The sequence below is a fragment of the Mesorhizobium terrae genome (assembly GCF_008727715.1).
GTDB classification, from domain to species: Bacteria; Pseudomonadota; Alphaproteobacteria; order Rhizobiales; family Rhizobiaceae; genus Mesorhizobium; species Mesorhizobium terrae.
Genome location: NZ_CP044218.1, coordinates 5,515,610 through 5,534,702 on the forward strand (window position 1 = coordinate 5,515,610; position 19,093 = coordinate 5,534,702).

Consider the following 19,093-nt stretch of genomic DNA (forward strand, 5'->3'; position numbering starts at 1 on the left):
GCCGACGGCCGTTCAGGCCAGCGCCGCCGTCGGCCGCATGCCGCCGACAACCGCGCCGATGCGGCTTTCGATGGCGGGATTGGCCTGTTCGGTGAGTTTGGCGGAGACTTCACGGTCGCCGCTCAACAGCTTCGCCAGAACCGCCGCCACCATCACCTCGGCGGCGCGGGCGGCACCGTCATCGCATTTCAGCGCTATGCCGAAGCCGAGTTCAGGCAGCGCCGCGCAATAGACGCCCTCGGCGCCGACCTTGACGAAGGTGCGGCCGGGGGCGGCCTGCATCAGCGCGACGTCGGCACGGCCGCTGCCGGCCACCAGGAAGGGCTCGGCCATGCAGGCGCCGAGCAGCCGGCGCGCCGCCCTGGCGCGTTCCGTGCCCAGCCCGTTGCCGGTGGCCATCCTGGCGAAGCCCAGCGCGAAGGAGCGCAGCGGCACAGCATAGGTCGGGATCGAACAGCCGTCGGTCGCCTGGTGGGCGGTATCGTGCGTCGCCCCGGTCACCGCCTGCATGGCATCGCGCACCATCTCCTGCAGCGCATGGCCGGCCGCGACGTAACCGCGATGGTCGACGCCGGCGTGGCAGCACACGCACAGAAAGCCGGAATGCTTGCCCGAACAATTATTGTGCAAGGCGTTGGGCACCCCGCCCTGGCGCGCCAGCGCGACGGTCGCATCATGGCTCGACGGCCAGTGCGTGCCGCATTCCAGCGCGTTGACGTCGAGGCCGGCTTTGGCCAGCATAGCAACCGCCAATTCCACATGCTCCGGCTCGCCCGAATGCGAGGCGCAGGCCAGCGCCAATTCGCGATTACCGAAGCCATAGGCGTCGGCCGCGCCGCTCTCGACCAGCGGCAGCGCCTGGATTGCCTTCACCGCCGAGCGCGGAAAGACGGGATGGGCGGTGTTGCCGATCTCCAGCACCGTGCGGCCATCGCCGTCCAACACCGCAACCGCACCGCGATGGGCGCTTTCGACGACAGCGCCGCGCAACACTTCGACCAGAACCGGATTGGCCATGAATCCCTCGAACAAGCTGTACTTTCGGCAAGGGGTAGCGGCTCAGTGGTCCGCTCGCAACCAGGATCGATGGGCACAGCCTAAAACCGCGGCTCTTGACTCTCGGCATCGCGCAATGCAATTTTATGTATATACATATTCTACCCCAGGTGGATAGGCCCACCGGGTCTCGGGAGGAACATCATGGCAGCGGCATCAACGGGCGTGGCCGAACGGCGCACGATCGACCGGATTCCGGAGAGCGAGCGACACGGCTCTCCCATCAACCAGTTCACCTTGTGGTTCGGCGCGAACCTGCAGATCACGGCCGTCGTCGACGGCGCGCTCTCCATCGTGTTCGGCGCCGAGGCGCTGACCGCAATCATCGGCCTTGCCATCGGCAATCTGCTTGGTGGCGCGGTGATGGCGCTGCATTCTGCGCAGGGCCCTCGCCTCGGCCTGCCGCAGATGATCTCCAGCCGGGCGCAGTTCGGCGTGAAGGGCGCTGCCCTGCCGCTCATCCTCACCGTTCTGATGTATCTCGGCTTCGCCGCCACCGGCACCGTTTTGTCCGGCCAGGCAATCAATTTGATGTTCGGCGTCCAGACGCCCGCCTTCGGCATGCTGGCCTTCGGCCTCATCACGGTCATCGTCGCGGTGGTGGGTTACAATCTCATCCACGTCATCGGACGCATCGCCACTGTGGTCGGCATTCTTGGCTTCGGCTACCTCTCGGTGCAGCTTTTATCGCACTACAATGTAGCAGAGGCGTTCGGCCAGAAACCCTTCACTGTCGCCACCTTCCTGCTCACCATTGCGCTGGCCGCCGGCTGGCAGATGACCTTTGCACCCTATGTGGCCGACTATTCGCGCTATCTGCCGACGAAGACGCCGGCCCCTACGACCTTCTGGTCGACCCTGCTCGGCTCGGCCATCGGCGCGCAAATCGCCATGAGCTTCGGTGTGATCGTGGCGGCACTTGGCGGCAAGTTCCTGCAGAACCAGGTCGGTTTCATGGGCGAACTGGCCGGCGCCGGATTGGCCGCATTGCTCACCTACATCGTCATCGTCACCAACAAGCTGACGGTGAATTGCCTGAACGCCTATGGCGGCTCGATGACGATGCTGACCACAGTCAGCGCCTTCACCGGCCAACAGCGCGTCTCGCAGGCGGTGCGCATCGCCTACATCGTCGCCTTCGTGGCGGCCTCGGTGGCAATCGCCATCTTCGCCAGCGCCAACTTCCTGTCGGCGTTCAAGAACTTCGTGCTTCTCCTGCTCGCCGTCTTCGTGCCGTGGAGCGCGATCAACCTCGTCGACTACTATCTGGTGTCGAAGGAAAAGGTCGATATTCCGGCGCTTTACGATCCAGCCGGCCGCTACGGCGCCTATAACTGGACGGCGCTGGGCTGCTATCTCTTCGGCGTGGTGGTGCAGATCCCGTTCCTGAACCAGGCGCTTTATGAAGGCCCGATCGCGGTGTTGCTGGGCGATGCCGACATTTCCTGGATCGTCGCCCTGGTGGCAACGTCGCTGCTCTACTACTTCCTGGCGCGCGGCAACGCCAATGTGCCCAAAGCCATGATCCTGCCCGAGGATGCGCCTGCCCGCGCATGAGCTAGGAGAGAGCCTGGGTGGAGGATGTATTGAGATTCAAGCCAGGGCGAGCCGAAAATGGTGGCTTTCGAGAACCGGAACGGAGCGTACATTCAAGTACGTGAGTACCGGAAGCGCAGAAAGCCGCCATTTGCAGGCCGGCCTCGCTTGAATATCAGAACATCCTAGCGGATGCGGTCGAGGATCGAGACGTAGTTCGCGACCGCGGCGCCGCCCATGTTGAAGATGCCGCCGAGCTTGGCATCCTTGACCTGGATACCGCCGGCCTCACCGGCAAGCTGCATGGCGGTCAGCACATGCATGGAAACGCCGGTGGCGCCGATCGGATGGCCCTTGGCCTTGAGGCCACCTGATGGGTTGACCGGCAGCTTGCCGTCCTTGGCGGTGTAGCCTTCCAGTGCCAGCTTGGCACCCTCGCCAGGCTTGGCCAGTCCCATCGCCTCGTATTCGATGAGCTCGGCGATGGTGAAGCAATCATGCGTCTCGACGAAGGAGAGATCGCCCAGCGCCACGCCTGCCTTCTTCAGCGCCCGCGTCCACGCCTGTTCGCAGCCTTCGAAGGCAAGGATGTCGCGCTTCGACATCGGCAGGAAGTCCTGCACATGCTCGTTGGCACGGAAGGTGATGGCACGGCGCATGCCGAGCGCGGTCTGGGTGTCGGCAAGTACCAGGGCAGCAGCGCCGTCCGAAACCAGCGAACAATCGGTGCGCTTCAGCGGACCGGCGACGAAGGGATTCTTCTCGCTTTCCTGACGGCAAAAGTCGAAGCCGAAATCCTTGCGCATCTGCGCGTAGGGATTGTCGACGCCATTCTTGTGGTTCTTGGCAGCGATCATGGCCAATGCATCGGACTGGTCGCCATAACGCTGGAAATAGGCCTGCGCGATCTTGCCGAAGACACCGGCGAAACCGGCCGGCGTGTCGCCATCCTCCGGCAGATAGGAGGCCTTGAGCAGGTTCTTGCCGATCTCGGGTCCCGGCGTCGTCGTCATCTGCTCGGCGCCCACCACCAGCACGATGCGGGCAGCGTTGGCGTCGATGGCGCGGATGCCCTGGCGCACTGCGGCCGAACCGGTGGCGCAGGCGTTCTCGACGCGGGTCGCTGGCTTGAAGCGCAGCCGGTCGTCGGTCTGCAGCACCAGGCTCGCGGTGAAATCCTGGGCCGAGAAGCCGGCATTGAAATGGCCGAGTACGATCTCATCGACGTCACCCGGGCCGATGCCGGCATGCTCGAGCGCCTCCGCGGCCACCTTGGTGATCAGGCCTTCGAGCGTCTCGCCCTCCAGCTTGCCGAAGCGCGAATGCGCCCAACCGACGATGCTTGCCGTCATGGGAGTTCTCCAGATTGGCCTTGTCTTTCCTAGCACAGTAAGCCCCTCGGCGTAACTGTTCAATCATGAACATATAGGCCACGGCATGGCACTCTACCCTCCCCCACGTCGCAATGATCACACCGCATGGCGGGATTTTTGTTGATTGATTAGTCAATAAAAAATAACTTACCCAGCGGGAGAAGCTGATATGCCGAAAATAGGAATGGAACCGCTGCGCCGCAGGGCGCTGATCAACGCCACGATCTCGGCGATCGGCGAACGTGGCTCGCTCAACGTCACCATGTCGGAGATCGCCGACCGCGCCGGTGTGTCCTCGGCGCTCGCCCACCACTATTTCGGGCCAAAGGACGAGCTGCTGCTCGCCACGATGCGACATCTTCTGGCCGATCTCGGCGCCGATGCCGTCGCGGCTTTGAACAAGGCCGGCACGCCCCGCGAACGGCTCTCGGCCATTGTCGGCGTGAACTTCAACGCCGGCCAGTTCCGCGAGGAGACCGTGCATGCGTGGCTCGCCTTCTATGTCGAGGCGCAGAACTCATTGCCGCTGAGGCGGCTGTTGCGCGTCTATGCGCGCCGGCTGCATTCGAACCTGATGAGCGGCCTTGCGCCGCTGGTGCCGCGCGAGGAAGCCGCGCGCATGGCCGAAGCGATCGCGGCCATGATCGACGGGCTCTACATCCGCCGGGCGCTGCGCGACGGCCTTCCTAACCCGGTCAGCGCCAGTGCGCTGGTCGAGGACTATATCGATGCCAAGCTGGCGCAAGCACGATGACAAGGGCGCCCAACATCCTCATCGTCATGGTCGACCAGTTGACGGGGACGCTGTTCCCCGACGGTCCGGCGGATTTCCTGCACGCGCCGAACCTGAAGGCGCTGGCCGCGCGCTCGGCGCGGTTCCGCAACAACTACACCGCCTCGCCGCTGTGTGCGCCCGGCCGCGCCGCCTTCATGAGCGGGCAATTGCCGTCGCGCACGGGGGTGTACGACAACGCGGCGGAGTTCATCTCGTCCATCCCGACCTTCGCCCATCACCTGCGCGCCGCCGGCTACTACACCTGCCTGTCGGGCAAGATGCATTTCGTCGGGCCGGACCAGTTGCACGGTTTCGAGGAGCGGCTGACGACCGACATCTATCCGGCCGATTTCGGCTGGACGCCGGACTACCGCAAGCCCGGTGAACGCATCGACTGGTGGTATCACAATCTGGGTTCGGTGACGGGCGCTGGCGTCGCTGAAACGACGAACCAGATGGAATATGACGACGAAGTGGTGTTTTTCGCCGGCCAGAAGCTCTATGAGCTGTCGCGAGCACAAGACAATGCGGCGCGGCGGCCGTGGTGCATGACCGTCTCACTGTCGCATCCGCATGACCCGTTCGTGGCGCGGCGCAAATACTGGGATCTCTACGAGAACTGCCAGGCGCTCGATCCCGAAGCCGGCTTCATTCCGCAAGAGAAGCAGGACCCGCATTCACAGCGGCTCTACCGCGCCAGCGACTACGCGTCCTTCGAGATCACGCGCGACAACGTGCAGAAATCGCGGCGCGGCTACTTCGCCAACATTTCCTATGTCGACGACAAGATCGGCGAACTGCTCGACCTCCTCGAGCGCACCCGCATGGCCGACGACACGGTCATCGTGTTCTGCTCGGACCATGGCGAGATGCTGGGCGAGCGCGGCCTGTGGTTCAAGATGAGTTTCTTCGAGGGCTCCGCGCGCGTGCCGCTGATGATCGCTGGCAAGGGCGTGCAGGCGGGTTTGATCAGGACGCCGGTTTCGAACCTCGACATCTGCCCGACACTCTGCGAACTCGCCGGCATCGACATGTCGGCGATCATGCCGTGGACGGACGGGCAGTCGCTGGTGCCACTCACCGGCGACGGCATCCGCACGGCGCCGGTGCTGATGGAGTACGCGGCCGAGGGCAGTTACGCGCCGCTCGTCGCCATTCGGCAGGGCCGCTACAAGTTCGTGCATTGCGAGCTCGATCCACCGCAGCTCTTCGATCTGGAAAACGATCCGCTGGAGCGGAACAACCTCGCCGAAGACCCAACCAAGGCGGCGCTGGTGGCGGAGTTCATGCAAGCCGTGCGGGCGCGCTGGGACATGGCGCAGTTCGACGCCGCGGTGCGCGAGAGCCAGGCGCGCCGCTGGGTGATCTACCCGGCGCTGCGCAACGGCGCCTATTACCCGTGGGATTTCCAGCCGCTGCAGAAGGCGTCCGAACGCTACATGCGCAACCACATGAACCTCGACACGCTCGAGGACAGCAAGCGCTTTCCGCGAGGCGAATGATGACCGAACCGCTCGTTCCCTCCCTTGACCATATCAGGCGCGCCTATGCCGAGACGGCGAAGGCAACGCAGATGACGCCGCTGCTCGAATCGACCGCGCTCGCCCGCGAGACCGGCGCTGCCCGTGTCTTCGTCAAACCCGAATCCTTGCAATGGGCAGGCTCCTTCAAGGTGCGTGGCGCCTATTGGCGACTGAAGCAGCTGTCGCCCGAGGAAGCCAGGAAAGGCGTCGTCGCTTATTCCTCGGGTAATTTCGCGCAAGGGCTGGCGGCGGCCGGCCAGGTGCTCGGCATTCCCGTCACCATCGTCATGCCGTTCGACGCGCCGGCGGCCAAGCGCGAGGCGACCGCCGGCTACGGCGCGCGCGTGGTGCTGACCGAACATGGCGACCGCGCCCGCGAGGAAGTGGCAGCGGCCAAAGCGCGTGAGATCGCGGCTACCGAAGGCCTCGCGCTGCTCCATCCTTTCGACGATCCCGAGATCGTCGCCGGTCAGGCCGGCGCCGGGCTGGAGGCGCTCGAACAGCTGGCCGCGCGCAATGCCTCTGTCGATCTCCTGTTCTGCCAGGTTGGCGGCGGCGGCCTGATCGGCGGCGTCTCGCTCGCCTTCCACTATCTGTCGCCGAAAACCCGCATCTTCGCGGTGGAGCCGGAAGGCTTCAACGGCATGGGCTCGTCGCTGGCGCGTGGCGCCATCGAGACAATGCCGCTCGGCCCGAAATCGATCTGCGACGGGCTGATGGCGCGGGCGCCGGGCGCGGCCCCGTTCGCGGCGCTGAAGACGGCCGGCGCCGAAGGCATCACCGTGGGCGACGCTGCGGTGCGGCGGGCGATGAAGACCGCCTTCGAGCGGATGAAACTGGTGCTGGAGCCTTCGGGCGCCGCATCGCTGGCGGCACTTCTTGGCGGCGGCGTCGACGTCGCTGGCAAGACGGTGCTGGTGATCGCAACCGGCGGCAACGTATCGCTCGCCGATTTCATGGCGCATATGCAAAATGCTTGAAGCGGATTTCGTCATCATCGGCTCCGGCTCGGCCGGCTCGGCCATGGCCTATCGCCTGTCTGAGGACGGCAAACATTCGGTGATCGTCATCGAATATGGCGGCACCGATGCCGGCCCGCTGATCCAGATGCCGTCGGCGCTGTCGATCCCGCTCAACATGCCGCTCTATGACTGGGGTTTTGCCTCAGAGCCGGAACCGCATCTCGGCGGCCGCATCCTCGCGACTCCGCGCGGCAAGGTAATCGGCGGCTCGTCCTCCATCAACGGCATGGTCTATGTGCGCGGCCATGCGCGCGACTTCGACCATTGGGCCGAACAGGGTGCTGCCGGCTGGGGCTACGCCGACGTGCTGCCCTACTTCAAGCGTATGGAAGACAGCCATGGCGGCGAAGACGGCTGGCGGGGCCAAGGCGGCCCGCTGCATGTGCAGCGCGGCGCCCGTGCCAACCCGCTCTATGCCGCCTTCGTCGAAGCCGGTCGCCAGGCAGGCTTCGAACTGACCGACGACTACAACGGCGCCAAGCAGGAAGGCTTCGGGCCGATGGAGCAGACCATCCGCAACGGCCAGCGCTGGTCGGCGGCGAATGCCTATCTGCGGCCGGCGCTGAAACGCAAAAACGTGAGTCTGGTCAAGGGTTTCGCGCGGCGCGTGGTGATTGAGAATCAACGCGCGGTCGGCGTCGAGATCGAAGCTCACAAACAGATTCAGGTCGTTAAGGCGCGACGTGAGGTGATCGTCGCCGCCTCTTCCATCAACTCGCCCAAGATCCTGATGTTGTCCGGCATCGGCCCGGCCAAACATCTGGCCGAATACGGCATTCCGGTCGTCGCCGACCGGCCCGGCGTCGGCCAGAATTTGCAGGACCATATGGAGCTCTACATCCAGCAGGAATCGACCCAGCCGATCACGCTGAACTCGATCCTCAACCCCTTCTCCAAGGCGCTGATCGGCGCGCGCTGGCTGTTCTTCAAAAGCGGGCTCGGCGCGACGAACCATTTCGAGGCGGCCGCCTTCGTGCGTTCGGCGCCCGGCATCGACTATCCCGACATCCAGTACCACTTCATCCCGGCCGCCGTGCGCTATGACGGTAAGGCGGCGGCGAAGTCGCATGGCTTCCAGGCGCATGTGGGGCCGATGCGGTCGAAGTCGCGCGGCTCGGTGACGCTGCGCTCGCACGATCCCAACGCCAAGCCGGTGATCCGCTTCAACTACATGTCGCACCCCGACGACTGGGCCGATTTCCGCCACTGCATCCGCCTCACCCGCGAGATCTTCGGCCAGGCAGCCTTCGACCCCTTCCGCGGCGAGGAGATTTCGCCCGGCAGCAACGTCCAGAGCGACGACGAACTCGACGCCTTCATCCGCGCCCACAGCGAGAGCGCCTACCACCCCTGCGGTACCTGCCGCATCGGCAGTGCCGACGACCGTCTCGCCGTTGTCGACCCCGAATGCCGGGTGATCGGCGTCGACGGCCTGCGCGTCGCCGACTCCTCGATTTTCCCACGCGTCACCAACGGCAATCTCAACGCGCCGTCGATCATGACCGGCGAAAAGGCGGCCGACCACATTCTCGGCCGCCCCATGCTCGCGCCGTCGAACCAGGAGCCCTGGATCAATCCGCGCTGGCAGGTCTCGGACAGATAGAGCATCATCGGCCGCCGCATCCGGCAGCCACAGAATTCGGAGTATTCCATGCGCGCCCAACCCAAGGCATCGCACTACATCAACGGCCGCTTCGTCGATGACGAGCAGGGCGCGCCCTTGCCGGTGATCTATCCGGCCACCGGCGAGACCATCGCCACGCTGCATTCGGCGACGCCCAACATCGTCGAGCTGGCGATCGAGGCCGCGCGCGCCGCGCAGCCGGCCTGGGCCAGGCTGAAGCCGGTAGAGCGCGGCCGCATCCTGCGCCGTGCCGCCGACATACTGCGCGCCCGCAATGCCGAGCTCGCCCGACTGGAAACGCTCGACACCGGCAAGGCCATCCAGGAAACTCTGGTGGCCGACGCACCGTCCGCCGCAGACTGCCTGGAGTATCTCGGTGGCGCGGTCGGCTCCTTTAACGGCTCGTTCATCGATCTCGGCGGACCGTTCGCCTATACGCGGCGCGAGGCGCTCGGCGTCTGTGTCGGTATCGGCGCCTGGAACTATCCGATCCAGATCGCCGGCTGGAAATCGGCCCCGGCGCTCGCCATGGGCAATGCCATGGTGTTCAAGCCGTCGGAAAACACGCCTTTGTCGGCGCTGGCGCTGGCCGAAATCTACAGCGAGGCCGGCCTGCCGGACGGGCTGTTCAACGTGGTGCAGGGTTATGGCGACGTCGGCGCGGCCCTGGTCGAGCATGAGGTCGTCGCCAAGGTATCGGTCACGGGCTCCGTGCCGACCGGCAAGCGGGTGCTGGCGCTGGCGGGCTCCAAGATGAAACATGCCACCATGGAGCTCGGCGGCAAATCGCCCATCGTCGTGTTCGACGATGCCGACCTCGAAAACGCCATCGGCGGAGCGATGCTCGGCAATTTCTATTCGACCGGCCAGGTCTGTTCCAACGGCACCCGCGTCTTCGTGCAGAAGGGCCTGCATGACCGTTTCGTGGAGCGGCTGGTGGAGCGCACCAAGGCGATCCGTATCGGCGATCCGCTCGACCCGGATACCCAGATGGGCCCGCTCATCAACAAGGTGCAGCACGACAAGGTGCTGTCCTATATCGACGTCGGCAAGCAGGAAGGCGCCACGCTTGCCTGCGGCGGCGGCGTTCCCGCCTTGCAAGGTTTCGGCGGCGGTTTCTTCGTCGAGCCGACCGTCTTCACCAATGTGACCGACCAGATGCGGATCGCACGCGAAGAGATATTTGGCCCAGTGATGAGCGTGCTGTCCTTCAGCGACGAGGAAGAGGTGATCGAGCGCGCCAATGACAGCGAATTCGGCCTTGCCGCCGGTGTCTTCACCCGCGACCTGCCTCGCGCCCACCGGGTGATCGGCGCCTTGCAGGCCGGCACATGCTGGATCAACGCCTACAATCTGACGCCGGTGGAAATCCCCTTCGGCGGCTACAAGCAATCCGGCATCGGCCGTGAGAACTCGCTGGCGGCACTGACGCACTACTCGCAGGAGAAGGCGATCTATGTCGAAACCGGCGACGTGGCGAGCCCGTATTAGGCTCGTCGCCTCGCCCCAGTCCCTTCGGTCTTGTCCAGGTACTGCGTAAGCGCGGTGACCAGATGATAAAAGATGCTGGCCGGCACTTCCGTCGCCTGCGAGCGGCCGCGTTCATCGATGCGGTCGATCCACAGGCCGACGGGAGCGGGGTCGATGTGCCAGCGGAACAGACGACCGACGCGCGCTTCGATTTCCGGTTTCAGATCAGGTCCGCCAGTGCCATCGAGGGCGATCGCTGCCTTGATCGCTTCAGTCTGCGGCCAGCTGCGCGAAATGCGGTCGAGCGGCAGCCCATCCCGCGACACGGCGCCATAAGCCAGCCCTGTTGCCCGGTTAAGGCCGTTGGCGATGGCTGAGGCGTAAAGTTTGCGTGCGTAGCCGGCGAGATCGTCGCGGTGGCTGCGCCCGGCGAAATCGACCAGCAGCGACGCCCATTCGAAGTGATGGCCGGGTTCGGTCCACTCACCCCGGTCGCCCGGGGCCGGTTTCCACGCTTCGTCAAAATACTCACCCAGCGTCCAGCTCTCGCGATCAAAGAAATGACTGCGGAAAAGATCGACCAATCGCGCCGCACGGCGCAAATAGGTGCGGTCGCCGGTCGCCGCGTGCCAGGCCAGGAATGCCTCGAGCAGATGCATATGCGGGTTGGATCTGCGTTCGCCTTCTCCCCCCGACGTCTCCAGAAAGCCCGTGAGGCGCTCATCCTCCAGATGCGCGTCGAGGAAGGAGAACGTCTCCTGAGCAAGTCGCAGCGCGTCGGGATTACCGCACATATGCGCATGGGCCAGCGCCAGCAGGACGCAGGAGTGGTCGTAGGCGTCTTCCGCCGCGTCGGCGACGCTGCCGTCGACATTCAGCGTGCGCACCCAGCCGCCCTTGTCGGTGCGGCCATTTCTGGTCATGAACTCAAGTCCATGCGCGATCAACCGGTCGGCGGGCCCGTCCCAGCCACGCGTCTTGGCGACGGCGAAGGCATAGACCTGGCGGGCCAGCGTGCGCATGCGTTTCTGCTTGACCAACGGCACGGCGTCGAAGCCCAACGCTTCATGGAAGCCGCCATGATGGTCGTCGACGCCGACCGTGGACCACAAGGGCATGGTCTCGTCGAACAACCAATGATGCACGCGCTTGCGCCAGGCACCGTTCTCAACCACGCGGTCATGCGTGGGCGTGAACTTGGTTTCGAGACGCCCGCTCTTTTCGAGCTGTTCGACCACCTTGCGCACATTCTGGCTATGGCTGACCGGAGCGACGAAAGTGGCATCGGCGGTGGAAACGATGGCGATGTCTTTCAGACCGACCGCGGACAGCAGACGGCCTTCGCTGCGGATGTAGGAGTTTTCGCAGTCGATGGCGACAACGTCGCCGATAACGACATTGCCATCCACGTCGGCCGGGCCGACATCGAGCAACGACTGCCACGAGCCGAGGTCGTTCCAGCGGAACCCGGCCGGCACCATGGCGATGTCGCTCGCCCGCTCCATGATCGCGTAGTCGATCGAGATGGACGGGATTGCCTCGTATAGATGCTGCGCCATGTAAAGACCGGACACATCGGTGGTGGCGGCATTGAACGCAGCCTCCGTCGCTTTCCATATGTCGGGACGAAATGACAGGAACGCATCGCGCATGGCGCTGGCGCGGAACAGAAAGATGCCGGCATTCCAGTAGAAATTGCCGGCCGCAAGATAGCTTTCTGCCGTCGCCAAATTCGGTTTCTCGACAAAACGCGACACGTCGAACGTACCGCTGTTTTCCGCCCCGACCTCGATATATCCGTAACCTGTCTCGGGTTGGGTTGGCTTGACGCCGAACACCACAAGCCTTCCGGCGCGGGCCGCGGGAACGCCCGCCTCAACCGTCTGCCAGAATTGCGCTGTCGTCGATATTTCGTGGTCCGATGGCACCACCAGCACCAACGCGTCGTCATAGTCGGAAAGGGTGCGCAGTGTCGCCAGTGCCACGGCGGCCGCGGTGTTGCGGCCGACCGGCTCAAACAGGGCGTCGCCGCCACGCAGATCGATACCAGTGAGGTCCGCGCCGACGCGCTGGGCATGACGCTCGGAGGCGATCAGGAAAACCGGCGTCTCGCCGCCCTTGCGCGCGGCAAGACGCTGCAGCGTCTTCACCAGCATCGACCCGTCGCCCGACAGGTCATGAAACTGCTTGGGATTGTCCTCGCGCGACAACGGCCACAGCCTGGAGCCAACGCCGCCACTCATGACGAAACCGACAATGCGTTCGCTCATCCCACCCCCAGACGCTCGTTGCGTCGCCCCGCTAACCTTGTCACCAATCGACATTCGCGATTGGTCCTAGAATGTCTGGTTGTAAGGGCCGACTTCAGGACTGCGCCGCAACACCCCATCGACCGCTTCGAACATCTGCAGGCGCCTTTCGGCTGAAACCGGACTTTCCACCACCACGACCAGTTCCGGCTTGTTCGATGAAGCCCTTACCAACCCCCAGGTGCCGTCTTCTGCCACGACCCGAACGCCGTTGACCGTGATCAGGTCCACGATCTTTTGGCCTGCGAAGATTTCGCCGCCGGCCTTCATCGCCTGGAAATCCGCCACCACCCTGTCCACCACACCATATTTCTTGTCGTCATCGCAATGCGGAGACATGGTCGGCGTCCCGTAGGTCAGCGGCAAGGCGCGATAAAGGTCGGCCATCGAGCTTTGTCGATTGCGGTCGAGCATCCGGCACACGGCAATGGCCGTCACCAGCCCGTCGTCATAACCACGGCCGATCGGCGGGTTGAAGAAGAAATGGCCGGACTTCTCGAAACCGGCGATGGCGCCAAGCTCGGCGACGCGGCGCTTGATGTAGGAATGGCCGGTCTTCCAGTAATCGGTCTTTGCTCCGTTGGCGCGCAGCACCGCATCGGTGTTGAACAGGCCTGTCGATTTGACGTCGACCACGAATGTAGAGCCAGGATGTTGTCCCGAGAAGTCGCGAGCCAGCATGACGCCGACCTTGTCGGCGAAGATCTCGTTGCCCTCATTGTCGACGACGCCGCAGCGGTCACCATCACCATCAAAACCCAGACCGACATCCGCGCCGGTCTCCAGAACCTTGTCGCGGATGGCATGCAGCATCTTCATGTCTTCGGGATTTGGATTGTAGCGCGGGAAGCTGTGATCGAGTTCGACATCGAGCGGAATGACTTCACAACCGATGCGCTCCAGAACTTCGGGGGCAAATGCGCCGGCAGTGCCGTTGCCACATGCCGCCACCACCTTGAGCCTGCGCGCGATGCGGCCCCCGGCAACAAGATCGTCGATATAGGCCGCGCGGAAATCGGCCACGAACTCGTAGCTGCCGCCGCCTACCAGATCGAAGTCGCCCGACAGGACGATTGCCTTCAGCGCGCTCATCTCCTCCGGGCCGAAGGTCAGCGGCCTCTGCGCGCCCATCTTCACGCCGGTCCAGCCGTTCTCATTGTGGGAAGCCGTGACCATGGCGACCGACGGCGTGTCGAGCGCAAACTGCGCGAAATAAGCCATGGGCGATAAGGCCAGTCCGATGTCCTTGACGCGTGCGCCCGCCGCCATCAAGCCGGAGATCAGGGCAAGCTTGATGGAAAGCGAATAAGATCGGAAATCATGGCCGGTGACGATATAGGGACCGGCTCCCAGCCGGCGAATCAGCGTGCCCAACCCCATGCCCAGCGCCTGCACGCCGACGAGGTTGAGTTCCGGCTGCTGCGTCGAGCCTGGATGGCCGAGCCACCAGCGCGCGTCATATTCACGAAAGCCGGATGGCTTGACGAGCGCCGACGTCTCGAAGGCGAACGTATTGGGCTTGGCTTCGGCGACAATCCTGAAGGTCAAAACAAAGAGACTCCCCTGTGGTCGAACCCCGGCAACAAGTGCGTAAACGTGGTTCAGCCGCCTCTCTTAGCACGTTAGCCTAACAGGAAACTTACTGCAGCAGGCGGTCGGTCAACAAAGCTGACGAAAGCCACCAAAGTTGCACCATTGCCGCTTGCAGGATCGGGATGCGGCAGCTATAAGCCCGCCGTCTGGTCGCGGAGTGTAGCGCAGCCTGGTAGCGCACATCGTTCGGGACGATGGGGTCGCAGGTTCAAATCCTGCCACTCCGACCAGAAAATTCAAAGGGTTGCGCCCGAGAGCACCCTGACGACCTTTTCCATGAATCTGATTGGCCAGCGAGTCTGCTTCTTCGGCAGTCGCCGGAAACGCCTTCGCCGAGGCGATAGTCAAATCTTTGCCACGATGCTAACGCAATCGCGGCAAATTGGGCCACTTCTTTGCGTGTGGTTTGAAACAGTCTCGTCTTGAATACCACTCTCTTTCCCTCCAGTCTGATCGACGATTCGACTAAGAGGGGTGGCGCAGTCGAAAATGGACTTCAATGAACCTTCCGATCTTCGCCATTAACCTCGACCGTGACGCCAACCGCTGGAGCGAGTTGCATGCCAGTGCCGAAGCGGCTGGCCTGACCTTGCATCGCATCGCTGCAATCGACGGCCGCACGCTTGCCCAAAAAGACTGGACGGAGATCGATCTTCCAACCGCGCAGAATTTGAACGGGCGCGACATTCTGCCAGGCGAATATGCCTGCTATCGCAGCCACGTCCAGGCGCTGGAAACGTTCCTCGCCGACGGCAGCCCGTATGGCCTGATCGTCGAGGACGATGTCCTGTTCGGCGAGGACACGAAACCGCGCATCGAAGCCATCATCGCCGCGGTGCCGGATTTCGACGTCATCAAACTCGCCAACCATCGCATGAGCCTGTTCCTGCGCGCCGCCACGACGACGCAAGGCGACGAGATCGGCCGCGCGCTACATGGCCCGCAGGGTTCAGCCGCCGCCTATCTGGTGACCCGGGAAGGAGCACAAGGGCTGCTTTCGAAGCTCGCGGTGATGACCATGCCGTGGGACGTCGCCCTCGAACGGTTCTGGGACACCGGCCTTCGGGTCTATACGGTGCGCCGCAACGTCGTGCGCTTTGCCGCGTCGAGCGCGGTCTCCGGCATTGCCGGTCCGTCGGGCAGCTACAAATTCGCACGTTTTCCGTGGCCGAGCCGATTGGGTGCCGCCGCGTTCCGGGCCAAGGATCAGCTCAGCCGCCTGCATCACACGTTCTTGAGGCCGCCGCTGCCGCGCGAAACGCCGGACTACGCCAGAGACGACGCGCCGCGCAATAACTTCATACTGGTGCTTGCGTCCCTCGCTATTCTGGCCATGGTGTCCACGGTATGGCGCGAGGCCGACACCTACCGCGTCGCGGGCCTGGCGCTTGCCGGGGCTACGATTTTTCGCTGGTTCAGGCAGGACCTTTGGACCTACAGCAAACCGCTGATCGGCGGTGTCGGCTATCTGTGCCTGGGTTGGTCGCTTTATGTCTTCATCCGGCTGGCGATCGTCTATTTCGGCACGGGCCAGCTGGGCGGCGCCGAAGGCATCTATCTGTTTCCGCTGCTCTACGCGACGACCGGTTTCTCTCTCTTGCTGTTCGCCCGACGCCCCGCACAGCTGGTGCTCTGGTTCATGATCCTGAGCCTGGTCTTCCTGGCTGCCGACACGGGCTACTCGGACATTCTGCACGGCATCAAGCCGGACGCACGGCTGTTCAACAACCCCATCCATGCGGCGGTGGCCGCTGGTTTCATCTTCCTGTGCACACTGCAGTTCATCGCCCATACAGCGCAAAGAACGGACCTGAGCGGCAGCGCCAGGGCTTGGCACTGGGCACTTTCGGCGGCTGTGTTGCTGTTTGCCCTCGTCAACATCATCGCGCTGCGCTCGAAAGGCGTCTGGCTCGCCGTCGCCCTTGCGCTCCTCGTACTGGCAGTGATGGCCCTTGCCAGAGGCCATCGCCGCGAATTGCTGGTCGGGTCTGGCGTGCTGGCGGTCGTGGCAGCCGGCGTTGTCGCCACGCACAACCTCTTCTGGTCCACCGCAGGCGATACCATGATCTTCGTCAAGACCTTGGTTTCAGATACTTTCAGCCAAGGCCTGGGCAAGGCGATTTCCGCTGCCATCGCGAGCGACACAACGCCCCTTGGCGCCAAGGAACGGCTGATGTTGTGGGCCGATGCGATTGAGGTCTGGAAACGTCATCCGATCTTCGGCGCAAGTTCGGCCTGGCTCACCGAATGGGAGAGCAGGACCTATCATCCCAGCATCCACGACATCTTCCACAACGGTTATCTGGAAATCGCCGTGCGCTACGGTGTGGTCGGATTGGCGTTCTTTGCGTTTCTCTACATCTGGTCGTCCAGGCAGGTCGTGCTAGCCGTGCGCGCCAAGCTCGTCGCCCCGGCGGCGTGGTCGTGTTTCATCTCGACCTTGGTCTTCTTCGCCATCACCATCCTCAGCAATTCGAACAACCGGCTGGCGATCGGCGAGTCCTTCATGTGGGTTGCCGCCGCCTTCGGCTTCTATTGTTTTTATCTTCGCCAGCAAAAGGGCCTGGTCGAGCCGAAGACCTATTTCTAGGTGGGCCGGCTTCGGCCTGTATCGCAGAACCCTTGCCGATCACGTTGCGTTGCCGCCGGTAACGACGCATTCCCCTGCCCCCGTTCCGCCGCAATGGCCCGTCAGGGGAGCAGCGGGGCTATGTGGAGAGGATTTTTCAATGCGACTTCATACATCTATCGCCGCCATTCTGATGACAGTCGCGCTTGCCGGCTGCGAAACGTCGGAACAAGGCCAGCGCGCCGGTACCGGTGCGTTGATCGGCGGTGCCGGCGGCGCACTGGTCGGCCAGGCGATCGGCCGCGACACCAAGAGCACGCTGATCGGCGCGGGCGCCGGCGCGCTGCTTGGCGCGGCCGTCGGTTCGTCCACCACGCCGCAGCGCCGTGGCCAGGAAATGTGCCGCTATCAGGACCGTTCCGGCCGCATCTACACCGCGCCGTGCGACGATCGCTATTACAACGGCGATTACTGAGGTTCTGTCCGGGCGCAACGATTTCGGCGCCCGGTGACCAAACCAATGCCAAACCTGTCCGGGAAAGCCTGGCGGCGTCCGAGGCAATTCTTTCAAGGAATGAAGACACCGCCCGCCAGTTGTGCGGGCGGTGCCATTTCAGCGGGGTTCAAGCGCTCGCCCTGAAATGCGTCGAGTCGATCGCGGCGGCCATCAGCGTCTGGGTGTATTTTTCGGCCGGATGATCGAAGATCGCCTCGGTCGGTCCTTCCTCGACGATCTTGCCCTGTTTCATGACGATGATGTAGTCGGCCATGGCGCGCACCACCGCCAGGTCGTGGCTGATGAACAGATAGGACAGGTCGTGGTCGGCCTGCAGCTTGCGCAGCAATTCGACGATCTGCTTCTGCACCGACCGGTCGAGCGCCGAGGTCGGCTCGTCCAGCACCACCACCTTGGGTTTGAGGATCATGGCGCGTGCGATAGCGATGCGTTGGCGCTGGCCACCCGAAAATTCGTGCGGATAGCGGTTGCGCATGATCGGATCGAGCCCGACCTCCTTCAGCGCCTCGACGGCGCGCTTGTCGCGCTCCTTGCCCGACAGCGCCGGCTCGTGCACCAAAAGCCCCTCGGTAATGATCTGGCCAACCGTCATGCGCGGCGACAGCGAGCCGAACGGGTCCTGGAACACCAGTTGCAGTTCGCGGCGTAGCGGCCGCATAGCCTGTTTGTCGGCGCCGGAAATGTCATTGCCGCCAAAGCGGATCTGCCCTTCGCTGGGCAGAAGTCGCAAGAGGGCGCGGCCCAGCGTCGACTTGCCTGAACCGGACTCGCCGACAATGCCGATGGTCTGGTTGCGTTTCAGGCGAATGGAAATGTCGTCCACCGCGCGCAACACCACGGGATCGCCCGCCAGGAAGCCGCCGCCGATCTTGAACGTCACCTCGACCTTGCGGCCCTCCAGAAGCACGGGAGCGTCGGGCGCGGGCGGCGCCTTGCGTCCAGTCGGCTCGGCCGCCAGCAACATTTTGGTGTACGCATGCTGCGGATTGGCGAACAGCGAGGCCGCCTCGCCCTCTTCCACCACCTCGCCCGAGCGCATCACGTAAACGCGGTCAGCGAAACGCCGCACGATGCCGAGGTCATGCGTGATGAAGACGATGGCCATGCCGAGCTTCTTCTGGAGCTCGGCGAGCAACACCAGGATCTGCGCCTGGATGGTGACGTCGAGCGCCGTCGTCGGTTCGTCGGCGATCAGGATGTCGGGATCGTTCGCCAGCGCCATCGCAATCATGACGCGCTGGCGCTGGCCGCCCGACATTTCGTGCGGATAGGATTTCAGCCGCCGTTCCGGGTCGGGAATATGAACGAGGCGCAGGAGTTTCAGCGCTTCCTCGCGCGCCGCAGCGGCGCTCAGGCCCCGATGGCGGCGGATCGGCTCCATCAGCTGATTGCCGATCGAGTAGAGCGGATCGAGCGATGTCATCGGCTCCTGGAAGATCATGCTGATCTTGCGACCGCGCACCTTGTTGAGCTCGCCCTTTTTCATGGCGAGCAGGTTGGCGCCGCGGTAGTCGACGGCGCCAGTCGCCTCGCCATTGGAGGCGAGCAGGCCCATTGCCGCCATCATGGTCTGGCTCTTGCCGGAGCCTGACTCGCCGACGACCGCGACAGTCTCGCCGGCCTTGACGTTGATGTTGATGCCCTTGACGGCCTCGACGGCGCCGTCGAGCGTGCGGAAGCGGACCTTGAGGTCGCGAACGTCGAGAACGGTTTGCGCGTTGGCCAT

General features: G+C 63.8%; 13 protein-coding genes and 1 tRNA gene. 9 read left to right on the top strand and 5 right to left on the bottom strand.

Annotation, left to right across the window (positions count from 1 at the left end; translation table 11 throughout):
- Window positions 1-12 precede the first annotated feature (12 nt).
- Window positions 13-1,017, bottom strand: a complete 1,005-nt coding sequence (locus FZF13_RS27755; RefSeq protein ID WP_024925250.1) for an asparaginase — start codon at window positions 1,015-1,017, stop codon at window positions 13-15.
- Window positions 1,018-1,200: 183 nt separating this feature from the next.
- On the opposite strand from FZF13_RS27755, the gene FZF13_RS27760 reads away from it, so the two are divergent.
- Window positions 1,201-2,613: a purine-cytosine permease family protein gene (locus tag FZF13_RS27760; RefSeq protein WP_024925249.1), complete on the top strand. Its 1,413-nt coding sequence runs from the start codon at window positions 1,201-1,203 to the stop codon at window positions 2,611-2,613.
- Between the two features lie 164 nt (window positions 2,614-2,777).
- Here FZF13_RS27760 and FZF13_RS27765 read toward each other — a convergent pair whose 3' ends face one another.
- Complete coding sequence (locus FZF13_RS27765; protein WP_024925248.1) at window positions 2,778-3,944, bottom strand: acetyl-CoA acetyltransferase; 1,167 nt, start codon at window positions 3,942-3,944, stop codon at window positions 2,778-2,780.
- Window positions 3,945-4,134: 190 nt separating this feature from the next.
- Here FZF13_RS27765 and betI point away from each other — a divergent pair, with 190 nt between their 5' ends.
- Genes betI through betB form a run of 5 tightly spaced genes read left to right on the top strand, consistent with a single transcriptional unit; the run spans window position 4,135 to window position 10,400 of the window.
- Window positions 4,135-4,719, top strand: a complete 585-nt coding sequence (betI, locus tag FZF13_RS27770; protein ID WP_024925247.1) for a choline-binding transcriptional repressor BetI — start codon at window positions 4,135-4,137, stop codon at window positions 4,717-4,719.
- Window positions 4,716-6,242 carry a choline-sulfatase gene (gene betC / locus FZF13_RS27775; protein ID WP_024925246.1) on the top strand — a complete coding sequence of 509 codons (1,527 nt, stop codon included), beginning with the start codon at window positions 4,716-4,718 and terminating at the stop codon, window positions 6,240-6,242. Before betI ends, betC begins: the two co-directional genes overlap by 4 nt.
- Window positions 6,242-7,243: a threonine/serine dehydratase family protein gene (locus FZF13_RS27780; RefSeq protein WP_024925245.1), complete on the top strand. Its 1,002-nt coding sequence runs from the start codon at window positions 6,242-6,244 to the stop codon at window positions 7,241-7,243. Before betC ends, FZF13_RS27780 begins: the two co-directional genes overlap by 1 nt.
- Window positions 7,236-8,888 (top strand): choline dehydrogenase, encoded by a 1,653-nt coding sequence (gene betA / locus FZF13_RS27785; RefSeq protein WP_024925244.1) that lies wholly within the window; start codon window positions 7,236-7,238, stop codon window positions 8,886-8,888. The genes FZF13_RS27780 and betA overlap by 8 nt, the downstream gene beginning before the upstream one ends.
- 48 nt (window positions 8,889-8,936) lie before the next feature.
- Window positions 8,937-10,400, top strand: a complete 1,464-nt coding sequence (gene betB, locus FZF13_RS27790) for a betaine-aldehyde dehydrogenase (RefSeq protein WP_024925243.1) — start codon at window positions 8,937-8,939, stop codon at window positions 10,398-10,400.
- Here the strand turns inward: betB and FZF13_RS27795 are convergent.
- Both FZF13_RS27795 and FZF13_RS27800 read right to left on the bottom strand, forming a co-directional pair.
- Entirely contained in the window at window positions 10,397-12,649 is a 2,253-nt protein-coding gene (locus tag FZF13_RS27795) for a mannose-1-phosphate guanylyltransferase/mannose-6-phosphate isomerase (RefSeq protein ID WP_024925242.1), read from the bottom strand. The genes betB and FZF13_RS27795 overlap by 4 nt on opposite strands.
- A gap of 66 nt (window positions 12,650-12,715) precedes the next feature.
- A complete protein-coding gene (locus FZF13_RS27800) occupies window positions 12,716-14,236 on the bottom strand; it encodes a phosphomannomutase/phosphoglucomutase (RefSeq protein ID WP_024925241.1) in 1,521 nt (506 codons plus the stop codon).
- 198 nt (window positions 14,237-14,434) lie between these two features.
- Here FZF13_RS27800 and FZF13_RS27805 point away from each other — a divergent pair.
- From FZF13_RS27805 to FZF13_RS27815, 3 genes are all read left to right on the top strand, one after another.
- A tRNA-Pro gene (locus FZF13_RS27805) sits at window positions 14,435-14,511 on the top strand.
- Window positions 14,512-14,780: 269 nt separating this feature from the next.
- Complete coding sequence (locus tag FZF13_RS27810) at window positions 14,781-16,871, top strand: O-antigen ligase family protein (RefSeq protein ID WP_024925240.1); 2,091 nt, start codon at window positions 14,781-14,783, stop codon at window positions 16,869-16,871.
- Window positions 16,872-17,010: 139 nt separating this feature from the next.
- The gene (locus FZF13_RS27815; RefSeq protein WP_024925239.1) at window positions 17,011-17,325 is read left to right on the top strand and encodes a YMGG-like glycine zipper-containing protein; all 315 of its coding nucleotides are present in this window, start codon (window positions 17,011-17,013) and stop codon (window positions 17,323-17,325) included.
- 148 nt (window positions 17,326-17,473) lie between these two features.
- Here the strand turns inward: FZF13_RS27815 and FZF13_RS27820 are convergent, their stop codons facing one another.
- Window positions 17,474-19,093 (bottom strand): ABC transporter ATP-binding protein, encoded by a 1,620-nt coding sequence (locus FZF13_RS27820; RefSeq protein WP_024925238.1) that lies wholly within the window; start codon window positions 19,091-19,093, stop codon window positions 17,474-17,476.

Excerpts from the sequence above, each read along its gene's own strand:
- FZF13_RS27780 (WP_024925245.1), top strand. The coding sequence starts at position 6,242 with ATGACCGAACCGCTCGTTCCCTCCCTTGACCATATCAGGCGCGCCTAT.
- FZF13_RS27810 (WP_024925240.1), top strand. The coding sequence starts at position 14,781 with ATGAACCTTCCGATCTTCGCCATTAACCTCGACCGTGACGCCAACCGC.
- betC (WP_024925246.1), top strand. The coding sequence starts at position 4,716 with ATGACAAGGGCGCCCAACATCCTCATCGTCATGGTCGACCAGTTGACG.
- betB (WP_024925243.1), top strand. The coding sequence starts at position 8,937 with ATGCGCGCCCAACCCAAGGCATCGCACTACATCAACGGCCGCTTCGTC.
- FZF13_RS27760 (WP_024925249.1), top strand. The coding sequence starts at position 1,201 with ATGGCAGCGGCATCAACGGGCGTGGCCGAACGGCGCACGATCGACCGG.
- betA (WP_024925244.1), top strand. The coding sequence starts at position 7,236 with ATGCTTGAAGCGGATTTCGTCATCATCGGCTCCGGCTCGGCCGGCTCG.
- FZF13_RS27765 (WP_024925248.1), bottom strand. The coding sequence starts at position 3,944 with ATGACGGCAAGCATCGTCGGTTGGGCGCATTCGCGCTTCGGCAAGCTG.
- FZF13_RS27755 (WP_024925250.1), bottom strand. The coding sequence starts at position 1,017 with ATGGCCAATCCGGTTCTGGTCGAAGTGTTGCGCGGCGCTGTCGTCGAA.
- FZF13_RS27795 (WP_024925242.1), bottom strand. The coding sequence starts at position 12,649 with ATGAGCGAACGCATTGTCGGTTTCGTCATGAGTGGCGGCGTTGGCTCC.
- FZF13_RS27815 (WP_024925239.1), top strand. The coding sequence starts at position 17,011 with ATGCGACTTCATACATCTATCGCCGCCATTCTGATGACAGTCGCGCTT.
- betI (WP_024925247.1), top strand. The coding sequence starts at position 4,135 with ATGCCGAAAATAGGAATGGAACCGCTGCGCCGCAGGGCGCTGATCAAC.
- FZF13_RS27820 (WP_024925238.1), bottom strand. The coding sequence starts at position 19,093 with ATGGCCAACGCGCAAACCGTTCTCGACGTTCGCGACCTCAAGGTCCGC.